This window comes from Rhodobacteraceae bacterium M382, from assembly GCA_025141015.1.
GTDB classification, from domain to species: Bacteria; Pseudomonadota; Alphaproteobacteria; order Rhodobacterales; family Rhodobacteraceae; genus Aliisedimentitalea; species Aliisedimentitalea scapharcae.
This window is the reverse complement of the sequence record CP081098.1, coordinates 3504422-3524396: the sequence shown is the minus strand read 5'-3', so window position 1 is coordinate 3524396 and position 19975 is coordinate 3504422. Positions and strand designations below refer to the sequence as shown.

Here is a 19975-nt window from a genome sequence, read left to right as displayed (position 1 = left end):
TATCCCCTTTCCGCCCAAGATTACACAACTTGATATGCAATTCATAATATTTTTGAATGAAGAAGGGTAATTTTTATTGACAGGGCTATACCGGAAAACCAATACTTCCTTCACATGTTTTGGCATCGACCATGGAGGCGAAATGCAAGAACGCGTTCTTTCAGCGACATCACGGAACTTGCGCCAGCGGGAAAAGGCTGGTCTGGACGTGCGGGCGCTGTCGCATACTCTCTGGCAGATTGCCCAGGCGATCATCGTGTTCGCCGTGATCGGATATCTGATTTGGCGCGGTGCCGATGCCATGGAGTACAATTGGCAATGGTACCGGGTCGAGCCGTTCTTTTATCGCGTCATTGATGGCGAGGTGATCTGGGGGCCTTTGGTGCGTGGTTTGATCCAAACGCTAAAGCTGGCCTCGATTGCCGGCGTTATTGCGATCGCCATCGGGTTTGTCACCGCATTCGCGCGACTATCCAATTCGATCGCGGGGCGGCTCATAGCCAAATGGTATCTCGAAGCGATCCGAAACACGCCGCTTCTGGTCCAGTTGTTCCTGTTCTATTTCGTGCTTGCCCCAATTTTCGGGATCGACCGGTTTTGGGCGGGTGTTCTGTGCCTTGCCTTCTTTGAGGGATCCTTTGCTGCCGAGATCATCCGCGGCGGCATCATTGGGGTCGACAAAGGGCAGTTCGAAGGCGCGGACGCCATTGGCCTGAGCCTGTCCGACAAATACCGCTTTATCATCGTGCCGCAGTCGCTGCCGCTGATTTTGCCGCCACTCACGGGGTTGATCATTTCGTTGATCAAACATTCGGCAATTGTCAGCGTCATCGCGGTATCTGAACTGACCACTGCGGGTTTGAACCTGATTGCAGATACCTTCATGGCATTCGAGATCTGGTTCCTGGTGGCCGGGATCTATCTGGCGGTTACGGTCACCATGTCATTCGGCGTCAGCCTGTTTGAAAGAACTCTCAATAAAAACAAACGCTAAAGCGTAGCCAAACCATAACACGCGAACCCAAGAAAAAGCCGGGATAACCGGTACATTCAACACTGGAGGAAATAATGAAATTTATGAAACCCATCAAAGGCTTGATGGCTGCCGCCGCATTGGCCGTAACTAGTTTTGCCGCCTCTTCAGCACCGGTCGCCGCCGAAGGTGTGCTGACCGATATTCAGAAACGCGGCACTCTGCGGGTTGGCATGGCAACCTTTGTTCCATGGGCCATGCGGGACAAGGAAGGCAATCTGATCGGTTTTGAAATCGATGTTGCCAAAAAGGTTGCCGCCGATATGGGGGTCGAAGTCGAATTTGTCCCAACCGCGTGGAGTGGTATCATTCCCGCTCTGATCGCCAAGAAATTCGACGTTATCATTGGTGGTATGTCGATCACACCCCAGCGGAACCTGACCGTCAACTTTACCCAACCCTATGCCCACTCGGGGCAGCAGATGGCGTCAAATATCGAACTGGCCGGCGATTTCACCTCGATGGATGACTATAACGACTCCAGCGTGACCATCTCGTGCCGCCGTGGTGCAACACCCTGTAATTTTGCGCAAAAGCGGTTCCCCAAGGCGACATTGCGTCGGTTTGATGACGACGCGCAGGCCTTTCAGGAGGTTGTGAACGGCAACGCCCATGCGACGATTTCGTCGGCACCCAAGCCGCGCTTTTGGGCCGATGGTTATCCTGACAAGGTCTTTGTGGCCAACGACGGCAAAAACCTGTCGCGCGGTGACGAAGCTTTTGCCTTGCGCAAGGGCGACGCGGATGCGGTGAACTTCTTCTCGAACTGGATCCTGGTGAACACCTCAAACGGGTGGCTCGAGGAAACCCACGCCTATTGGTTCGAAGATCAGTCCGCCTGGAAGGACATGGTTGCCAAATAAGCACCTGAGCAATCACCTGCCAACAGAAGAGGCGCAACAGTTTTGTGCCTCTTCCAACAAGTTCTGCACGAGGATCCAATGGATCGAAATTCCCCCCCTCCGGCACCGCCCAAAAAGCGACTGACTGCTGTTGATTTCGGGCTCTTTGCCGTTGTCATCGGGTTTGTTTTCTATTCCGGATACCGCGTGAGCGACGTTCTGGTGTATGATTGGGACTGGTCTCGGGTTTTCAATTTTCTCATCCGATATGACGCTGAATCCGACAGCTATGTCGCCAACCTGCTGCTCTATGGGCTGGCCACTACGTTGCGGCTGGCGGTCTGGGCCACGATACTTGCCACGATCATTGGCGTCGTCATGGGCTATTGGCGCACCTGCGAGAACCTGACGCTGCGCATCATCAGCCGCAGCTATGTCGAGCTGATCCGCAACCTGCCGCCGCTGGTTTTCATCTTCATTTTCTTTTTCTTCATCTCAAGCCAGCTGTTCCCGGCGCTTGGGGTGGACAGCATCAACCCGGACAACGCATTGGTCGACAATGCCGTGTTCCATTTCATGTTTGGTGACCCAAAGCTGTTGTCGAACTTTCTGGCCGGGATGCTGTGTCTGGCCATGTTCGAAGGTGCCTATATCACCGAAATCGTACGGGCAGGCATTCAATCTGTCGGCAAGGGCCAATGGGAGGCGTCCCGCGCCATCGGGCTGTCGCCCTTTAATGTCCTGCGCGATGTCATCCTGCCCCAGGCGATCCGCAAAATCCTGCCGCCGCTGGCCGGTCAGTTCATCACCCTGATCAAGGACTCGGCGATTGTGTCGCTGATTTCGATCCAGGAACTGACCTTCCTGGCCACCGAAGTCGCCGCGACAACAACCAAGGTTTTCGAGACCTGGATTCTTGTGGGCGCGATGTATTTCGTCCTGTGTTACAGCTTTGCGGTGTTGTTCGGCTGGCTCGAACGTCGCGCGGCCAAATCCCATCGTTAGGAGAGACTGTATGCTAGACGCAACAGCAAACCCGCTCGTAGAAATACGCGGCATGTGCAAATGGTATGGCGATTTCAGCGCGCTGTTCGACATCAACCTGACGGTGGCCGAAGGCGAGAAGGTGGTTGTCTGTGGCCCGTCAGGGTCAGGAAAATCCACGATGATCCGCTGCATCAATCAGCTGGAGGCGCATCAAAAGGGAACAATCCATGTGGACGGTGTCGAGGTGACGCCGGACATGAAGAACATCGAACAGATCCGGCGCGAAGTCGGCATGGTGTTCCAGGGGTTCAACCTGTTCCCGCATATGTCGATCCTGGACAATCTGACCCTGGGGCCGATCCGCAATCGGGGTGCGACCAAGGCCGAAGCCAAAGATCTGGCAATGCACTATCTGGAGCGGGTCCACATCGCCGAACAGGCTGACAAATATCCCCCCCAATTGTCGGGGGGGCAGCAACAGCGCGTGGCCATTGCACGGTCGCTATGCATGAAGCCCAAGATCATGTTGTTTGACGAACCGACATCGGCGCTGGATCCGGAAATGATTGCCGGTGTTCTGGATGTCATGATCGAATTGGCCGAAGAGGGCATGACCATGATCTGTGTGACCCATGAAATGGGGTTTGCCCGCAAGGTGGCGGACCGGGTTGTGTTCATGGACGAGGGTGAAATCATCGAGGTGGCACACCCCGAGGCCTTCTTTGGCGATCCGCAAAGCGATCGGGCCCAGCTGTTCCTGAGCCAGCTTTTGGGCCACTAACCGGCTTTCGAAGATCCTGTGAAAGCCAGGAAACCCCCGGTGCTCTGACGAGAGGGCCGGGGGTTTTTGTTTGACCCACCCGATCAGGCGGGGCGTGATGACACTGTGATGAACTCGATGGCTGGGCTCCGGACCTCGGCAAATCCATGCGGCAGCTTGGCGTCAAAGCTCAGCGTGTCGCCGGTGGCCATTACAAACATCTGGGTCCCACATCTGTAGGTTGCCTGACCTTCGATCATGTAAATGAACACATGCCCTTCGTGTTGATACGAAGGCAGCGTTCCTGAATCCTTTTGTTGGATACGGATGCGCGCGGATTGAAAACTGCCTCCCGGGTCGGCGTGTTTGCCCAGCAACAGATAGTCATGTGCGTGATTCGGCGTGACTCTGCGCGAAGGCAGGCCATCTCCGGCCCTGACGTGATGGACGTCTGCCGTGTTCTCGCTGTGCGAGAACAGCGCCATGATGGAAACCGACAGAGCATCCGCCAGCGACTGAAGCGTGTTCAGAGATGGTGAAACATGGCCATTTTCGATTCTGGAAATCATGGCCATCGACACATTTGCCTTTGACGCCAGCTCGGTCACGGTCATCGTGCGTTCCTGGCGCAGGCGATGCAAAGCCCGTCCCACTGCCGCATCAATCTCCGAATCTCCTGCCATTCTGCTCTCCTTTTGGCTTTGGGGGCGTCATTGGCACGCCAGATGGCATCGGTAAATCCAGAATGACACCCAATTTTACTGTTGTGCAACTAATTTACTTGACCGGCGATAACCTTTGATAAATATTATTACCATCATGCAAAATTATTCACTCTTCTCCCTGGCCCGTAATGCACTTAGCGGGCACAAGAACTGGCAGCAGGCCTGGCGTAGTCCGCCGCTGAAGGACCAGTACGAAGTCATTGTGATCGGGGCGGGCGGCCACGGGTTGGCCACTGCCTATTATCTGGCCAAAGAATTCGGCATCACCGATGTCGCTGTTCTGGACCGGGGATGGTTGGGGGGGGGCAACATCGCCCGCAACACAATCACCATCCGGTCGAACTATATGCGCGATGAATCCATTCCCTTTTACGTCAAATCGGTGGCCATGTATGAGGGGCTGACCAAAGAGCTGAACTTCAACATGATGCATTCCAAACGCACCATGGTCGATGTGGTTCAGACCTATCCAAAAATGCGAGAACTGCGTCGGCGTCAGTTGACCATGGACATCTATGGATCAACCTATGAACAGATCGACACCCAGGAGTTGCGCCGCCGCATCCCAGCGTTGACAGGCGGTGGGCCGGATGCGCGTCTGCCCGTGATTGGCGGCATGGTGCATACAGATGCGGGCGTCAATCGACACGATGCGGTGGCTTGGGGCTATGCCCGTGGGGCGGATGCGCTGGGGGTCGAGATCCATCAGCAGACCCCTGTGACCTCGTTGATCCGTGGGTCGGATGGTGCGATCTGTGGCGTCGAAACGAACCGGGGGACGGTCAAGGCCAAAAAGGTGGTTGTGGCGGTTTCGGGGCATACAACGACGTTGACCGAAACGGCAGGGCTGAAACTTCCGCTCAGGACGATGAACCTGACAGCTTTTGTATCCGAACCGGTGAAACCACTGGTGGATGTCATCGTGAATTGTCCGGATAGCGGTTTCTATTTCAGCCAGTCGGACAAGGGTGAAATGGTTATTGGCGGCGCACCGGACATGGGGCAGAGTTTTCGCCGTGACATCAAACAACATGTTTTTGAGGACACGGTCACGGCCATGCTGTCGCTGTTCCCGGCCTTTAAAAAGCTAAAGCTGATGCGTCAGTGGGGCGGGCACCTGGACATTGCCCATGATGCTTCTCCGATCATGTCGCGCACCGATGTCGATGGGCTGTTCATCACCGCAGGCTGGTGGGGCGGCTACAAGGCCATTCCCGCGGGCGGTCTGACACTGGCCCATCTGGTGGCCAGGGGGGATCCGCATCCGTTGATGTCTTCTTTTACGCTGGATCGTTTTAAACACCTGGATTTCGTCATGGAATCCGGCACCACCACGGCCCGATAGGAGAGGACAGGACCATGTTGAAAATCACCTGCCCGTTCTGCGGGCCACGCACCGAAAGTGAATTTATTTTTGGCGGTCCGGTCGGGGCCGACCGTCCCGATCCCAATGCCGTATCGGATGCGCAGTGGGTTGAATATCTGACCATTGTCCCCAATCCATTGGGGCCGGTTCAGGAACGATGGTGGCACGCCCGAGGATGCGGTGAATGGCTGACCATCTGGCGCGACACCCGGACACATGACATCGTGGAGGCCCCCAATGGCTCAGAATAATCGCCTGCCGACCGGTGGCCGCATCAATCGCGACCGAAAAATTCCCTTTACCTTCAATGGTAAACCCTATCACGGAGTCCAAGGCGATACGCTGGCTTCGGCATTGATTGCCAATGGGGTTTCGGTAACGGCGCGCAGTTTCAAATACCACCGCCCACGCGGGATCGTCGGGCTGGGCGTTGAAGAACCGGCATCTCTGGTGGAACTGGAGGGCAAGGACGCATCGGCAAACTGCCCGATCACGACCGTTCAGCTGACGGAGGGGCTCGGGGCAAAATCGGTAAATTGTTGGCCATCTGCCCAATTTGATGTTGGGGGCGTGAACCAACTGCTGACCAAATTCATCCCGGCTGGTTTCTATTACAAGACGTTCAAATGGCCAAATTGGCACCTGTTTGAACCGTCGATCCGACGGGCCGCTGGATTGGCCGGGGCACCGTCTGACCCACCAGCCACCGGACATTTCGAAAGCCGCAATGCCCATGCCGATGTCCTGATTGCCGGAGCCGGTCCGGCCGGGTTGATGGCCGCGCTGGTTGCCGGTCGCAGCGGTGCGCGGGTTTTTCTGGCCGATGAGGGCACCGAGGCCGGTGGCAGTCTGTTGAACCAAACGTTGGAGATTGACGGGCACCCGGGCATGGATTGGGTCAAGGCAGCGGTTGGCGAACTTGCCGCGATGGAGAACGTGGTTCATCTGCAAAACGCGACTGTCTGGGCCTATCGCGAACACAACCTGATGATTGTCAACGAACGCCAACCCGAAAATACCAGCGTGATCGAACGCAGCTGGCGTGTGCGGGCCGGTCAGGTCATCTGCGCAACCGGGGCCATTGAACGGGCCATGGTGTTTGCAAACAATGACCGTCCTGGCGTGATGATGGCGTCGGCCATCCAGGCCTATGTCAATCGCTATGCTGTCCGACCTGGGAAACGCGCAGTTCTCTTTACCAACAACAACAGCACCTATGCCGCAGCTGCCACGATGAAGGCCGCAGGGATCGACATTGCGGCCATCGTGGACAGCCGCACGGCTGTTCCGACCGAGGCGCTTGCCCTGGTGCGGGAGGTTGAGGTTCTGGAGGGGTATGTCGTTGCCGACGTCAAAGGCCACAAACGGGTGCGATCCGTTACCGTGATGCCGCGTGCTGGTGGTGCGACCCGTCAGATCCAATGCGATCTGTTGGGGCAGTCTGGTGGCTGGAACCCGGCGGTACATCTGTTTTCGCAGTCGCGCGGCACATTGCGCTATGACGAGACGCTGGCCAGTTTTGTGCCGGATCAGCGGGCACAGGCGACGTTGAGCGCGGGATCAGCAGACGGTCAGATGACCCTGCCACAAGCCTTGCAGACCGGAGCGGAAGCAGGTGCCAGCGCAGCCCAAGCCTGTGGATTTGCATCAACGACACCCGAGGTTCCACCCAGTACCGACATTGCCTATGCGATCGACCCGCTGTGGCGAGTCGAAGGTGGGACGAGCAAGGGTAAGGCGTTTCTTGATATCCAGAATGACGTTTCGGTGGATGATGTGCATCTGGCGTTGCGCGAAGGGTACAGCAACGTCGAACATGTCAAACGCTATACCACGGGTGGCATGGGTATTGATCAGGGCAAAACCGGGAATATCAATATCATCGGCACGGTTGCCCTGCAAAAAGGCGTTCCGTTACAGGATGTTGGGACAACGACCTTTCGGTCTCCCTATACGCCTGTGTCCTTTGGCGCGATTTCGGGTATCCGCGAGGACTCGGTGTTGTTCCCGTACCGTCACACACCGGTGACCAGTTGGAACCACGACAACGGTGCATTCATGTACGAGGCCGGTGCCCGTTGGCGGCGTCCGGGGTATTTCCCGCGGTCTGGCGAAAGCTTTCAGGAGACAGTGAACCGCGAATGCGAAGCTGTGCGCAACGGGGTCGGGGTCTATGATGGCTCGCCCCTGGGGACGTTCGAGCTCAAAGGATGTGATGTCGGCAAGTTCCTGGATTTCCTCTACACCAATGTGATGTCGTCGCTGAAACCGGGGAACGGCCGTTATGGGCTGATGTTGTCGGATGATGGGTTGATCCTGGATGACGGGGTGACTTTCCGGCTGAGCGAACACCGTTGGATCCTGTCCACATCGACCGGTCACGCGGATGCCATGAACCAGCATATGGAAAAGCTGTTGCAAACCGAGTTTCCCGAGTGGGAGGTGAAAATCACCACTGTTACCAGCCAATGGAACAATGCCACAATCTGTGGTCCCAAAGCGCGGGATGTTCTGCAGGCGTTGGGGACCGACATTGATCTGTCGCCTGACAGTTTCAAATTCATGTCCTATCGTGACGGCACCGTTGCGGGCATCCCGGCCCGCGTTGTGCGGGTCAGCTTTACCGGCGAGCTGTCGTTCGAGGTCAATGTCGCAACCCGACATATGCGTGAATTGTGGGACAAGGTCATGGAGGTTGGAAAACCCTTTGGCATTGAGCCGGTTGGATCCGAGGCCAGCCATGTTTTGCGCGTGGAAAAGGGGTTCCTGTCCCTGGGGCACGAAGTGGACGGAACTGTCGATGCCCATGATCTGGGAATGGGTTGGGTCATGTCCAAGAAAAAGCCGGATTATCTGGGCAAGCGGGCGGTCGAATTACGCCGCTCGGCCGGTGCCACCCGGCGCGAACTGGTCGGGGTGGTTCCAACCGACCCCAACCGTGCCATTCCCGAAGGCGCACCCTTGACGCCGGGCGGGCGCAAGGAAGCCACCGAAGGGCTGACCACCGCCTGTGTCTGGAGCGTCGCCAATAAACGATGGGTTGGGCTGGCATTGCTGGACAACGGACATGCCCGCCACGGCGAAACAGTGCATGTGCGCCTGAAAGATGGGGTGATCCCCGCAACAGTCACCGCTCCGGTCCACTATGACCCGGCGGGCGAGAAACTGAGGTCTTGATATGGGCTATGACGTGACATTCCAACGCCAAAAGATCAGCGCATTGTTTGATCTCAAAGGCAAAGCCGAGGGGGTGGCAGATTGGGCCGGGGCCCATCTTCCCGCCTTCCCTGAGCAACCAAACACGTTCACGGACAAGGGCGGAATGGCCCTGTGTTATATTGGCCGTGACCATTGGATCCTGCGCGCCGAAATCGGCAGCGAAGAGGCCCTGTTGGAGGCCCTGAAACCCGAAGATGCCCCGCCTGATCTGAGCATTGTGCGCGTGTCGGACACGATGACCTTCTTCCAGGTCACAGGCCCTGATGCGGCCCAGATCATGGCGATTGCCAGCCCGCTGGACCTGCATCCTGCCGTGTTTTCGGATCACGCCGTCACCTTTACCGAAGTTTTCCATCTAAAAGCTTTGGTGCGACGGATTGAGGACGGGTTTGAATTTGCAATCGAGCAGAGTTTTGCCAATCTGGTAGAAGATTACCTGAGCCGGGCAACGGCATAACCAAAAGGAATTCCCCATGAGCCGCACGCATATTCACACCTATCAAACCCGATATCACGCCCAGGCCACATACTCCAAGGCGATCCGGGCGCGGGGGGATTTTGTGTTCATGCAGGGGCAAGTGGGGACTTTGCTGGACGGCACGCTGATTGGCGAAGGCGACCCCGGTGCCCAGGCGCATCAGGCCTGCAAGAACATCAAACGCTGGATGGAAGAGGCTGGGGGCAGATTGCAGGATGTGTGCAAGCTGACCGTTTATGTCACTGACATTTCTTATCGCCCGGCGGTCTATGCGGCGATCAACGAATGGTTTGAGGGCGTGCATCATTGTTCAACCGGCGTGGTGGTCCAGGGTCTGGCTGATCCGTCGCTGTTGGTAGAGATCGACGCGATGGCGGTGATCGACGATACCGAAGACCGTAGGTGAGCGCCGAGCGCCCCGTGCGACTCGTTCTTGAGGCAGCCCCAAATGCGGGCTGCCTTTTTTGGTTTAAGCAGCGAGCCTGAACATGTTTTTGGAATGTGTATATTGTCCACGCTTTGGGTGTTGAAATAGTGGGCAAATGAACTGAAAAACAAAAGATATCTGGTCGGTGCGGGTGCCCTGTCTCTCGCCTGGCTCCGAAAATTGGCGTAGACAGGCAGCATCTGCCGCTCATTTTGGAAGACGTCAAATGCTGGCCACTCTGACATCCATCCTACCGATTTTTATCATCATTGCGCTGGGGTTGGCGTTGCGCAAAGGTGGGATCCCCAGTGTCGAGTTCTGGAACCTGAACGACAAGCTGGTCTACTGGGTTCTGATGCCCTGTCTGATGTTCAACAAAATCTCGGTGGCGTCGCTGGGCGACACGCCGCTGGGACCATATGCGGCAACTATTCTGGGTGGTTTTTTTGCTGCGCTGGCTTTTGCGCTGCTGGTTTCCAGATTGCTGGGCTACAAGCCCGCTCAGGCCACATCCATCCTGCAAGGGTGTTCCCGGCACAATTCGTTCATTGGCCTGGCGATGGCGGCCAATCTGTATGGCGCGGCCGGGTTTGAAATTGCAATTATCGCTACGGCCATTCTGGTCCCTGTCACCAATGTGGTGGTGGTGATCCTGATGGTGATCGCGTTGCAGCCCGGCAAACGCAGCGGCCTGCCCAAGGCCATTCTGCGCGACCTGTCACGCAACCCGCATATCGTCTCGATCATTCTGGCGATCCTGGTCAATTTCCACTACGGGGCACCACTTCCTGTTGTGCATGAAGCGACAGGAATACTGGGGGCCGCGGCGCTGCCGGTCACGCTTTTGGCGGTTGGGGCCAATCTGCGCATCCGCGCCATGACGGCTGCGGCGTTGCCGCTGTTGGTGTCTTTTGCAGGCAAGATGTTGGTTTTCCCGATCGCAGTGGTTCTGATTGGGCTGATGGTGGGGCTGCCTCAGCAGATCCTGCAGATCGCGATCATCTACTCCGTGGTTCCAACGGGTGTCGGATCTTATACGTTGGCCCGCCAATTGGGGGGGGATGCTCCCATGATGGCGGCGATCGTGACGCTGCAAACCATGTTGGCGCTGTTTACGATTCCGGTCAGTTTGTTGATTTTGTTGCCCTTGGTGTAACGCGGATGGGGTAAACCCTCCACAAACCATTGATCTGATGGCGCGCGATGGATGTGGTGATCATCATCGCGATCACCCATCCCGAAACAACAGCGCTGGCCACCCCATACCAGACGCCGGTTTCATCAAACTGCCACAGCCCGACAAAGATCCAGACAAACAATGCGACTCCGATTCCCTGTCGATAGATGCCGATCCAGAGGCTCCAGATTGGTTTCTTTAGCGCTTGCAGAAAGGAATTGATTGAAAACAGCATCATGTAAAACGGCAGTATCACGCCATCGACCCGCAAATAGGCCACACCGACGCGGATTACTTGGGGGTCATCAGTAAACAGCCCCAGGATGAATTCTCCTCCAAACCACAGGGTGGGGCTGGCTATCAGGCACATGATCAGGCCAATTTTCCAACACTGAAAAAGCGACTCCCTGACCCGATTGAAATCTCGAGCCCCAAAATTTTGCGAGGCAATGGGTAACAACGCCCCGGTCATCCCCAGAATGGGAAGCAACAGTATCTGTTCTATTCGGATTGCGATGCCAAACCCGGCCACCGCATGTTCGCCAAACCCCTTGAGCGCAAATTGAACGACTATTCCGGACAGGAACATGATCAACAGGGCAAAGCTGGTCGGGATGGATTGGGTGGCGATTTCACGGAAACTGAACAGGCGCGGGATGAAATTGCGGGCCCGCAACCCCTCCATGGCTGAGGACCGCAAGGCTTGGATGAGCAGATAGATCATGACGCCGCTCTGGCTGAGTACCGTCGACACAGCCAACCCGTCGAATCCGATCCCGCCCCAGAGGCCGGGAACGCCATAGATCAACAAGGGGTTGAGGCCTATGTTGGCCACAAAGGCCAGCATCATTGCCCATTGCATCGACTTGTTGTCCCCCTGGGCCTGAAGAACACCGTTGATGCCAAAGGCCATGACAAAACCGGGCAGGGCGAACAGCATCACCTGAAAATACCGGACACCTGCGTCCTGATAGGAGCCGGATTCGGACATGAACCGGATCACAAACGGACCCAGCCAGATCCCCAACAGGATCAACAGGACGGATGACAACACTCCGAAACTGAGACCCTGGGCAGCCAATCGCCGGGCAACGCGGGCATCCTTTTGCCCCAACGCATTGCCAACCAGCGCGGCCATGGCTGCGCCCAATCCGATTCCGACCGACATCACCAGATAAAAGGTCAGGAATCCGATCGCCAGCCCGGCCTGGGCGTCTGTCGACAACAGTCCGGCAAAGAAGATATCGACAATGTTGTACAGGGTATTGAACAGCATCCCGATTGCGGCAGGCACCGCGAGGGTTCGAAAGTGAGAGCCAATGGACCCGGTGACCAGATCGCGGCTTGGTTTCAGCGCCATGTGCGGGCTTTCCTGATGGGGTATGGTCTGGGAGACTGGCGGCCCGATCGGTGCCGCCAGCCCGCCAGTCAGGCCCTGATTTGTACGGTGCCGTTTTCGACCCGCGTTTCAAAGGTTTTCATCGGCCGTGTTGCGGGTGCTGCAATCGGCTGGCCGTTGCGGACATCAAACGCGCCCTGATGCAGCGGGCATTCGATCACATGGCCATCGAAATATCCGTCACACAGATCGGCGCCGCCGTGATTGCACAACGCCAGCGAGGCAAAGATTCCCGACGGCGTGTCATAGATCGCCAACCTTCGGCGGCCGAGGTCCACGCGTGTGACCCAGTTTCTTTCCAGAGATGACACGGCAACCACATCTATCCAGTCGGGTTCACTGGCCATTGGCTGATCCTCCTGTCGGCTTGGAAAACAGTTGTCGCAGGATGTCACGATGGGCCCCCAGGTACCCGTCTTTTTCAACGTAGATGTGGGTTTTCAACTTTTCATGAAGCTGGGGCAACGCGTGATAGGGTACGGAAGAGACATAGTGATGTTCGGCATGGTAATTCATGTTCCAGCACAGGAACCGCCAGGGTCGAGACACCAGGTTTGTCCTTGTGTTTTCATGCATTTGCGCAACGGTCGGGCGGCCTACGTGTTCGGTCATACGCACCCACCGCATCACCGGTTCTCCCAGGATCAAGGGAATGAACCAGAACCACACAAGATCCCACCACCCCGTGAGCGCCATCACCAGAACGATCAGCGCATAGGCCGCCAACATCAAACGGGTCTCCAGATAGATGGCGTTGTGTTCAACTTTGGGAACAAAACGTTGTTCTTCGGGGCTGAGCCGACCAGCAACATGTCGAAACAGTTCGGTGAACTTGGTACGCCAATAGGGGATCGCGGTGATGTAGAACAGATATTGCCCCAGGGTCTGGGGCATGGGCACCAGCTCGGGGTCGTCACCTTCGACTTGGGTATAGGTATGATGATCACAATGTTCATACCGAAAGTGTTTATGGGGCAACATGATGATGAACCCGCAGATGTTGCCGACCAGATTGTTCAACCATCTGGTGCGAAACACCGAATAATGCACACATTCATGTTGCAGAGAGAAATGGTGTACCAGCACCACCCCATGCACAAACATGGCGGGCCAGATCAGCCAGCTGTTCCAGCTGAGTGCAACCAGCGAACTGGTACCGGCAAGCACCAGAAGCCAGAGTGCCAGCCGACGGATGGCCGGTCCGTCTGAACGCTGCATGAATGTTTTGAGTTCTTCGCGGGTGAGTTTGCCCTCTGCCAGTGCTTGGGTCAGGGGCGTGACAATTGCGTTGGTCATGATGATCCTCGCATGTTCAGGTCCGGATTTCCTTCAATCAACGTGACCTGAGCCGGAGACGGGAGTGCTCCGCACCATGGCATTATGTCTGTATTAAATGCCATTAAGTGTGAGCATACAAAACTCGGGCGTCGTCTGTCCAGACGTGAATCTGTATTTCCCCAAGAGGATCGCTCATCGACAAATGGCCTGGAAACACAGGTTTGTCTGTCGTGGCACAGCCGGTTGCCCCAGAGCAGAGCGCAGGGTGATCGGTGCTGCTATGCGCCGTCGCCTGATGGCTGACCTTTGCGCAGGCGGTGCGGTGATACCCCATAGCGTTGGCGGAACAGGCGCGCAAAATGCGAGGTAGAGTTGAAACCGCAGGCGACACAGACATTGGTAACGGACATATTGGTCTGAAGCAGCAGGTTCTGGGCCCGCTGCAACCGCATGTCGACATAATATTTCTTGGGTGTCGAATGCAGATAGCGACGGAACAGCCGTTCCAGCTGGCGGGTCGAAATGTTGACCGTTTCGGCCAGATCTCCGGGGCGCAACGGTTCTTCGAGGTTGGTTTCCATCAGAGCCAAAATTTCCGACAGTTTTGGATGGCGGAACCCAATGCGGTCCGCGACCTGCATACGGGCCGAGAACTGCAACACACGAATGTTGGTGTAATGCAGCTGATCTGCCACCAAATTCGACAGCGCCTCTCCCTCGGCCTCGGCCACCATGTGCAAAATCAGGTCGATGGCGGCGGTACCCCCGGCTGTGGACAGGCGGGACCCTTCGCAGACAAATGTGTATTCCGTGAGGTTTACTTCGGGAAATTCTTCCAGAAATGCCTGGCGGTTTTCCCAATGTATCGTGGCGGCGTGCCCATCCAAAAGTCCGGATTTTGCTAGAACATAGGCTCCGGTAAACAGGCCGCCGATCCGGCAGCCGTTTCGGGCGCATCGGCGGATCCAATTGGTGACGGCCGTCAATGGTTGTTTCTGGACGTCCTGGCCGGAACACACGATCACCACGTCATCGCGGTGAGCCTCTTCAAACCCATGGTCCACAGGAAAACGTGCGCCCAGCGAATCTTCGACGGTTTCTCCGTTTTCGGCACAAATCACCCAGTCGAACCGTTTGGATCCGGCCATCCGGTTGGCAATCCGCAAGGTTTCGAGCGCGTGTGTCAGCGACATGGCTGAATAGTTCGGCACCAGACCAAATACGAATCGCAGGGGTTTTGATTGTGGGGAGTTCGTCGAGGAATGATGACCCAGCCTCATGATTTTCGTCTCGCTTCGCAGAATGGCTTGATTCGGTCCGTTGTTGACCAGTTTTGCTTTTTGGGCAAGCCGTGGGTTTTACTCATCCGGCTTCAATTTGCCCAAATCCGTGGTTTTTTTCGGGGCCGGGTGGACACCAAAGGCGGGGGTTTCACCTGTTTGAGCGGCGTTTAGCAACCAGTCGCATAGAAACAGAGCCCGTGGTGATGCCTGTGGGTGGACCTTGATATAGAAATCCAACGGCGAGGCGATTTCATCTTTGGTCAGCTTGACCAGAACCCCTGTCTCCAGCAGTTGCCCCACCAGCCCCCCCCAGCCCAGAACCGCGCCCATGTCGTCCTGTGCGGCCTGCAATGCGATGACATAATTGTTGACCCGGAACCCGCTGGCCAACGGCCCGTTATACCCCAGAGCCGCGCACCAGGTCGCCCAATCTGTCCAGCCGGTATCTTCGGCGTCCAGATGGATCAGCGGAGTCCGGGCGAAATCCGACACGTGATGGACCGGGTGTTTTTGCGCAAACTGCCGGCTGCCCAATGCCATGATCCGGTCCTGGAACAGGATGCGGCAATCGCCGCTTTCCCGCGAAATTTCGCCATAGTGAATGCTCAGATCACAGTGACGGGCCGGGCCGGTTGTATCGCTGACATTCTGTGCCACTGAAACATGTCCATGGGCGCGCCAGAACTGCGCCAGCTTGGGCGTCAGCCACAACGCGCTGACCGCTGTTGTTGCCTGGATCGTAATCATCGCGCGTGACGCCTGTGACCGGAGCTGAGAAATGGCGTCCGATATCCCTTCGAGCCCGCGTTGCAGGCTGACCAACAGATAGGCCCCTGTCGGTGTCAGTTCGACCCCCCTGTGGTGACGGTGAAACAGGGTCTGGCGTAAATCGTTTTCCAATGCCTTGACCTGGTGGCTGACAGCGGCGGGGGTCACATTCAGTTCCTGCGCAGCGGTTTTGAAACTCTCATGGCGCGCGGCCGCCTCAAAGCTGAGAAGCGCGCTGACTGGAGGGAGATCATAAGGGCGATTTGGCATGACAAGAATTCATACTAATTCTCAAATGATCCATCAAGAGTGTATATTTTCCGATATTTTGGCTTAGCCAAAATAAGTCTGTGTGAATTTTTAGGAGATTGCCAGACCGACCATATCTGCTGATTTTGACCTCCAGAAGTTCGCCACGATGATCCCGATGTGGTGGCCCTGGCCGGGCCCGCATCGGTTACACAAGGACAAGATCCATGACCGTTTCCGACCCCAAACTGGCACCACGCGGCCGTCGCTCTCGTCGTGACGCAGGCAAGACCAAGACCGCGCGCACGGCCACGATCGGTCAAAACCTGCATCTGCGCGTTCCGTATATCACCCGACGCATTCGTCCCTATGACCTGATGGACGAAGAAGGGCTGATCAGGATCGAAGCCACCGCCGATCGGATCCTCGCCGAAATCGGCATCGAGTTCCGAGAAGATCCCACCACGGTCGATCTGTTTCGCCAGGCTGGCGGGCAGGTGTCCCAATTGTCCCAAGACGCCTGGAACATCAAATTCGAACCGGGCATGATCCGCGAAATCCTCCGCAGTGCCCCGGCCCGATTTACCCAACACGCCCGCAACCCGGCCAACACGGTCGAGATTGGCGGTAACGCGATGGTCTTTGCGCCGTCTTATGGGTCACCCTTTGTGATGGATCTGGACAAAGGGCGTCGCTATGGCACGATCGAGGACTTTGAAAACCTGATCAAACTGGCGCAATCTTCGCCCTGGTTGCATCACTCGGGTGGCACGATATGCGAACCAACCGACATCGCGGTCAACAAACGCCACCTGGACATGGTCTATGCCCATATGCGGTATTCGGACCGTCCGTTTCTGGGGTCGATCACTGCCCCGGACCGGGCCGCCGACAGTATCGAAATGTGCCGTATCCTGTTCGGATCCGATTTTGTCGACAGCCATTGCGTCATCATGGGCAATTTCAACACCACGTCTCCGCTGGTTCTGGATGGGGCCACAACGGCCGGGATCCGCACCTATGCCCAAGCAGGGCAGGGATCCATTCACCTGCCCTTTCTGCTGGGCGGGGCAGTGTCGCCGCTGACCATGGCGGGATCCATCGCGCAATGTCTGGCCGAATCCATGACCTCCTGCGCGCTGGCACAACTGGTGCGGCCTGGCGCTCCGACGGTGCTGGCCGGGTTCTTGTCGTCCATGTCGTTGCGGACCGGGTCTCCCACCTTTGGAACACCGGAACCGGCGCTGGGATCGCTGGTCATGGGGCAATTGGCCCGGCGGTTGGAGATGCCGTTGCGTTGCGCCGGAAATTTCAGCACGTCCAAGCTTCCTGATGGGCAGGCAATGCAACAGTCGATGATGTCGATGATGTCGGCCGTTCAGGGGGGCGCGAATTTCATCCTGCATTCGGCCGGGTTCCTCGATGGGCTGCTGTCGATGTCCTACGAAAAACTGGTGATGGATGCGGATATGTGCGGGGCGATGCACGCGTATCTGAACGGGATTGACGTGAACGACGACACGCTTGGGTTCGACGCTCTGGCCCAAAATGGCCCAGGGGAACATCTGTTCGGAACGGACCACACGCTGCGTCATTACAAGACGGCCTACTGGGACAGCGGGCAGAACGACGATCAACCCTTTGAAAGCTGGGAGGAACAGGGCAGTGTCGACTCGGCGCAGCGTGCCAACCAACGATGGAAGGATACGCTGGCAGCCTATGAGGCACCGCCCATGGATGTGGCCACCGACGAGGCGCTCAAGGCGTTCATCACTGACAAAAAAGCGTCGATGCCGGATGCTTGGTATTGACAGAATCACACCTTTCTCGACACTTGTGTCGAGTAGCCCATTTTCTGGACCTTCCGGGAGACCCCCCATGTCGACTGACCCTTTGTTGCAGCCTTATCAGTTGAAGCATTTGACGTTGAAGAACCGGATCATGACGACGAGCCATGAGCCTGCGTATCCCGAGGGCGGGATGCCCAAGGAGCGCTATGTTGCCTATCACGCGGAACGGGCGCGGGCGGGGGTTGCGTTGGCGATGACGGCGGGGTCGGCTGCCGTGAGCCGGGACAGCCCGCCGGTGTTCAACAACATCCTGGCCTACAAGGACGAGGTTGTGCCCCACATCCGCCGCCTTAGCGATGCCTGCCACGCGCATGGCTGTGCGGTGATGATCCAGCTGACCCATCTGGGGCGGCGCACGGGGTGGAACAAGGGCGACTGGCTGCCCTCGGTCAGTTCCTCCAAACACCGTGAACCAGCGCATCGCGCGTTTCCCAAGCTGGCCGAGGATTGGGACATTGCCCGCATCATCAACGATTTCGCCGATGCCACCGAACGGATGAAGGAAGGGGGCATGGATGGGGTTGAATTGCAGGTCTACGGCCATCTTCTGGACCAGTTCTGGTCGCCTCTGACCAATGATCTGGATGGGGAATACGGGGGGCAAACACCTGATTCCCGGTTGAAATTCCCGCTGGACGTGCTGCGCGCCATTCGCGACCGGGTGGGCGACGATTTCATCGTCGGGCTGCGCTATACGGCCGATGAGGCCGCCGCCGGGGGCATCACGCCGGTCGAAGGCATCGAGATTTCCAAGCGGCTTGCGCGCAGCGGCATGGTCGATTTTCTGAATGTGATCCGCGGGCGCATCCACACCGATCCGGCGATGACCGATGTGATCCCGGTGCAGGGGATGCCATCGGCACCGCATCTGGATTTTGCCGGCGCGGTCAAACGGGCCACCGGCATGCCTACGTTCCACGCCTCGCGTATCCCGGATGTGGCCACCGCACGCCATGCGGTGCAGGCGGGGCTTCTGGATATGGTGGGGATGACGCGGGCGCATATGGCCGATCCGCATATCGTGCGCAAGATCGTCGAAGGGCGCGAGGATGACATTCGCCCCTGTGTTGGCGCAACCTATTGCCTGGACAGAATTTATCAGGCGGGCGAAGCGCTGTGCCTGCACAATGCCGCCACCGGGCGCGAGCTGTCGATGCCCCATGACATCGCCCCTGCCGAGACCCGCAAACGGGTGGTCATCGTCGGTGCCGGTCCGGCCGGGCTCGAAGCGGCGCGGGTGGCGGCCGAACGCGGCCACGCCGTGACCGTATTCGAGGCCCAGCCCGATCCCGGCGGTCAGGTGCGGCTGACCGCGCAACACGCACGCCGGCGCGAGATGATCGGCATCATCGACTGGCGCATGGCGCAATGCGCCGCGCGGGATGTGGACTTTCGTTTCAACACCTGGGCCGAAGCCGATGACGTCACCGCGCTGAACCCGGATGTGGTGATCATCGCCACCGGGGGTCTGCCCAATACCGAATTGTTCGAATCGGGCCAGGAAAACGATCTGGTGGTCAGCGCCTGGGATCTCATCTCGGGCGATGTCAAACCGGGCCAACAGGTGCTGATCTATGACGAAAGCGGCGATCATCCCGGTCTGATGGCGGCGGAAATCGCCGCAGCAGCGGGCGCGAAGGTCGAAGTCATGACCCCGGATCGGGTGTTTGCCCCCGATATCATGGCGATGAACCTGGTGCCCTACATGCGCGAATTGCAGGCCCGCGACGTGACATTCACCGTCACCCGCCGCCTGTTGGACGTGATGCGCGACGGCAATCGCCTGTGCGCCACAATCGGCACGGATTACAGTGATTTCACATCCCAATCCTCCTATGATCAGGTGGTGGTCAACTACGGCACCTTGCCGCTTGACGATCTCTACTTCGACCTGAAACCGCTGTCCTCAAACCGGGGCGAAGTGGACCACACCGCCCTGATCACCGGCCAGCCCCAGACCATCAACACAAACCCGAACGCCACATTCCAACTCTTCCGCATCGGCGACGCCGTCAGCGCCAGAAACACACACGCCGCAATCTATGATGCGCTCAGAACTATGAAGGACCTGTAAACTGGGACAACGGACCTGGGGGGCAACCGGGTCCTGCCCACAAAAATTGAAAGGCGGCTG

General features: G+C 57.4%; 18 protein-coding genes. 12 read left to right on the top strand and 6 right to left on the bottom strand.

What is annotated here, in order from left to right; all coding sequences use genetic code 11:
* Positions 1-142 precede the first annotated feature (142 nt).
* The 4 genes from K3727_16365 (at position 143) to K3727_16350 (ending at position 3643) form a co-directional block, all read left to right on the top strand.
* Positions 143-994, top strand: coding sequence for an amino acid ABC transporter permease (locus K3727_16365; GenBank protein ID UWQ90342.1), 852 nt, complete (start codon positions 143-145; stop codon positions 992-994).
* Positions 995-1068: 74 nt separating this feature from the next.
* A complete protein-coding gene (locus K3727_16360; protein ID UWQ90341.1) occupies positions 1069-1896 on the top strand; it encodes a transporter substrate-binding domain-containing protein in 828 nt (275 codons plus the stop codon).
* A 78-nt stretch (positions 1897-1974) separates the two neighbouring features.
* Complete coding sequence (locus K3727_16355; GenBank protein ID UWQ90340.1) at positions 1975-2880, top strand: amino acid ABC transporter permease; 906 nt, start codon at positions 1975-1977, stop codon at positions 2878-2880.
* 10 nt (positions 2881-2890) lie between these two features.
* A complete protein-coding gene (locus K3727_16350; protein ID UWQ90339.1) occupies positions 2891-3643 on the top strand; it encodes an amino acid ABC transporter ATP-binding protein in 753 nt (250 codons plus the stop codon).
* Positions 3644-3726: 83 nt separating this feature from the next.
* Here K3727_16350 and K3727_16345 read toward each other — a convergent pair whose 3' ends face one another.
* A complete protein-coding gene (locus K3727_16345) occupies positions 3727-4305 on the bottom strand; it encodes an XRE family transcriptional regulator (protein ID UWQ90338.1) in 579 nt (192 codons plus the stop codon).
* 136 nt (positions 4306-4441) lie between these two features.
* On the opposite strand from K3727_16345, the gene K3727_16340 reads away from it, so the two are divergent.
* From K3727_16340 to K3727_16315, 6 genes are all read left to right on the top strand, one after another.
* Entirely contained in the window at positions 4442-5692 is a 1251-nt protein-coding gene (locus K3727_16340; GenBank protein UWQ93420.1) for an FAD-dependent oxidoreductase, read from the top strand.
* A gap of 14 nt (positions 5693-5706) precedes the next feature.
* Positions 5707-5964, top strand: a complete 258-nt coding sequence (locus K3727_16335; protein UWQ90337.1) for a sarcosine oxidase subunit delta — start codon at positions 5707-5709, stop codon at positions 5962-5964.
* Complete coding sequence (locus K3727_16330) at positions 5951-8890, top strand: sarcosine oxidase subunit alpha family protein (GenBank protein UWQ90336.1); 2940 nt, start codon at positions 5951-5953, stop codon at positions 8888-8890. The genes K3727_16335 and K3727_16330 overlap by 14 nt, the downstream gene beginning before the upstream one ends.
* Position 8891: 1 nt before the next feature.
* The gene (locus K3727_16325; GenBank protein UWQ90335.1) at positions 8892-9389 is read left to right on the top strand and encodes a sarcosine oxidase subunit gamma; all 498 of its coding nucleotides are present in this window, start codon (positions 8892-8894) and stop codon (positions 9387-9389) included.
* 16 nt (positions 9390-9405) lie between these two features.
* Positions 9406-9816 (top strand): RidA family protein, encoded by a 411-nt coding sequence (locus K3727_16320; protein ID UWQ90334.1) that lies wholly within the window; start codon positions 9406-9408, stop codon positions 9814-9816.
* A gap of 247 nt (positions 9817-10063) precedes the next feature.
* Entirely contained in the window at positions 10064-10993 is a 930-nt protein-coding gene (locus tag K3727_16315) for an AEC family transporter (GenBank protein ID UWQ90333.1), read from the top strand.
* Here K3727_16315 and K3727_16310 read toward each other — a convergent pair.
* The 5 genes from K3727_16310 to K3727_16290 form a co-directional block, all read right to left on the bottom strand.
* Entirely contained in the window at positions 10962-12374 is a 1413-nt protein-coding gene (locus K3727_16310; GenBank protein ID UWQ90332.1) for an MATE family efflux transporter, read from the bottom strand. The genes K3727_16315 and K3727_16310 overlap by 32 nt on opposite strands.
* A 68-nt stretch (positions 12375-12442) precedes the next feature.
* On the bottom strand, positions 12443-12760 hold the full coding sequence (locus K3727_16305) for a non-heme iron oxygenase ferredoxin subunit (GenBank protein UWQ90331.1): 318 nt from the start codon (positions 12758-12760) through the stop codon (positions 12443-12445).
* On the bottom strand, positions 12750-13709 hold the full coding sequence (locus tag K3727_16300) for a fatty acid desaturase family protein (protein ID UWQ90330.1): 960 nt from the start codon (positions 13707-13709) through the stop codon (positions 12750-12752). The genes K3727_16305 and K3727_16300 overlap by 11 nt, the downstream gene beginning before the upstream one ends.
* 260 nt (positions 13710-13969) lie before the next feature.
* Positions 13970-14971, bottom strand: a complete 1002-nt coding sequence (locus tag K3727_16295; protein UWQ90329.1) for a GlxA family transcriptional regulator — start codon at positions 14969-14971, stop codon at positions 13970-13972.
* A 78-nt stretch (positions 14972-15049) separates the two neighbouring features.
* Positions 15050-16012, bottom strand: a complete 963-nt coding sequence (locus K3727_16290) for a LysR family transcriptional regulator (protein UWQ90328.1) — start codon at positions 16010-16012, stop codon at positions 15050-15052.
* A gap of 206 nt (positions 16013-16218) precedes the next feature.
* Here K3727_16290 and K3727_16285 point away from each other — a divergent pair, with 206 nt between their 5' ends.
* Positions 16219-17802: a trimethylamine methyltransferase family protein gene (locus tag K3727_16285; GenBank protein UWQ90327.1), complete on the top strand. Its 1584-nt coding sequence runs from the start codon at positions 16219-16221 to the stop codon at positions 17800-17802.
* Between the two features lie 67 nt (positions 17803-17869).
* Positions 17870-19915, top strand: a complete 2046-nt coding sequence (locus K3727_16280; protein ID UWQ90326.1) for an NADH:flavin oxidoreductase — start codon at positions 17870-17872, stop codon at positions 19913-19915.
* Positions 19916-19975 lie beyond the last annotated feature (60 nt).

What these genes read in the sequence shown, in the direction of transcription:
- K3727_16365 (UWQ90342.1), top strand. Translation starts at nt 143, where the DNA reads ATGCAAGAACGCGTTCTTTCAGCGACATCACGGAACTTGCGCCAGCGG.
- K3727_16360 (UWQ90341.1), top strand. Translation starts at nt 1,069, where the DNA reads ATGAAATTTATGAAACCCATCAAAGGCTTGATGGCTGCCGCCGCATTG.
- K3727_16355 (UWQ90340.1), top strand. Translation starts at nt 1,975, where the DNA reads ATGGATCGAAATTCCCCCCCTCCGGCACCGCCCAAAAAGCGACTGACT.
- K3727_16350 (UWQ90339.1), top strand. Translation starts at nt 2,891, where the DNA reads ATGCTAGACGCAACAGCAAACCCGCTCGTAGAAATACGCGGCATGTGC.
- K3727_16345 (UWQ90338.1), bottom strand. Translation starts at nt 4,305, where the DNA reads ATGGCAGGAGATTCGGAGATTGATGCGGCAGTGGGACGGGCTTTGCAT.
- K3727_16340 (UWQ93420.1), top strand. Translation starts at nt 4,442, where the DNA reads ATGCAAAATTATTCACTCTTCTCCCTGGCCCGTAATGCACTTAGCGGG.
- K3727_16335 (UWQ90337.1), top strand. Translation starts at nt 5,707, where the DNA reads ATGTTGAAAATCACCTGCCCGTTCTGCGGGCCACGCACCGAAAGTGAA.
- K3727_16330 (UWQ90336.1), top strand. Translation starts at nt 5,951, where the DNA reads ATGGCTCAGAATAATCGCCTGCCGACCGGTGGCCGCATCAATCGCGAC.
- K3727_16325 (UWQ90335.1), top strand. Translation starts at nt 8,892, where the DNA reads ATGGGCTATGACGTGACATTCCAACGCCAAAAGATCAGCGCATTGTTT.
- K3727_16320 (UWQ90334.1), top strand. Translation starts at nt 9,406, where the DNA reads ATGAGCCGCACGCATATTCACACCTATCAAACCCGATATCACGCCCAG.
- K3727_16315 (UWQ90333.1), top strand. Translation starts at nt 10,064, where the DNA reads ATGCTGGCCACTCTGACATCCATCCTACCGATTTTTATCATCATTGCG.
- K3727_16310 (UWQ90332.1), bottom strand. Translation starts at nt 12,374, where the DNA reads ATGGCGCTGAAACCAAGCCGCGATCTGGTCACCGGGTCCATTGGCTCT.
- K3727_16305 (UWQ90331.1), bottom strand. Translation starts at nt 12,760, where the DNA reads ATGGCCAGTGAACCCGACTGGATAGATGTGGTTGCCGTGTCATCTCTG.
- K3727_16300 (UWQ90330.1), bottom strand. Translation starts at nt 13,709, where the DNA reads ATGACCAACGCAATTGTCACGCCCCTGACCCAAGCACTGGCAGAGGGC.
- K3727_16295 (UWQ90329.1), bottom strand. Translation starts at nt 14,971, where the DNA reads ATGAGGCTGGGTCATCATTCCTCGACGAACTCCCCACAATCAAAACCC.
- K3727_16290 (UWQ90328.1), bottom strand. Translation starts at nt 16,012, where the DNA reads ATGCCAAATCGCCCTTATGATCTCCCTCCAGTCAGCGCGCTTCTCAGC.
- K3727_16285 (UWQ90327.1), top strand. Translation starts at nt 16,219, where the DNA reads ATGACCGTTTCCGACCCCAAACTGGCACCACGCGGCCGTCGCTCTCGT.
- K3727_16280 (UWQ90326.1), top strand. Translation starts at nt 17,870, where the DNA reads ATGTCGACTGACCCTTTGTTGCAGCCTTATCAGTTGAAGCATTTGACG.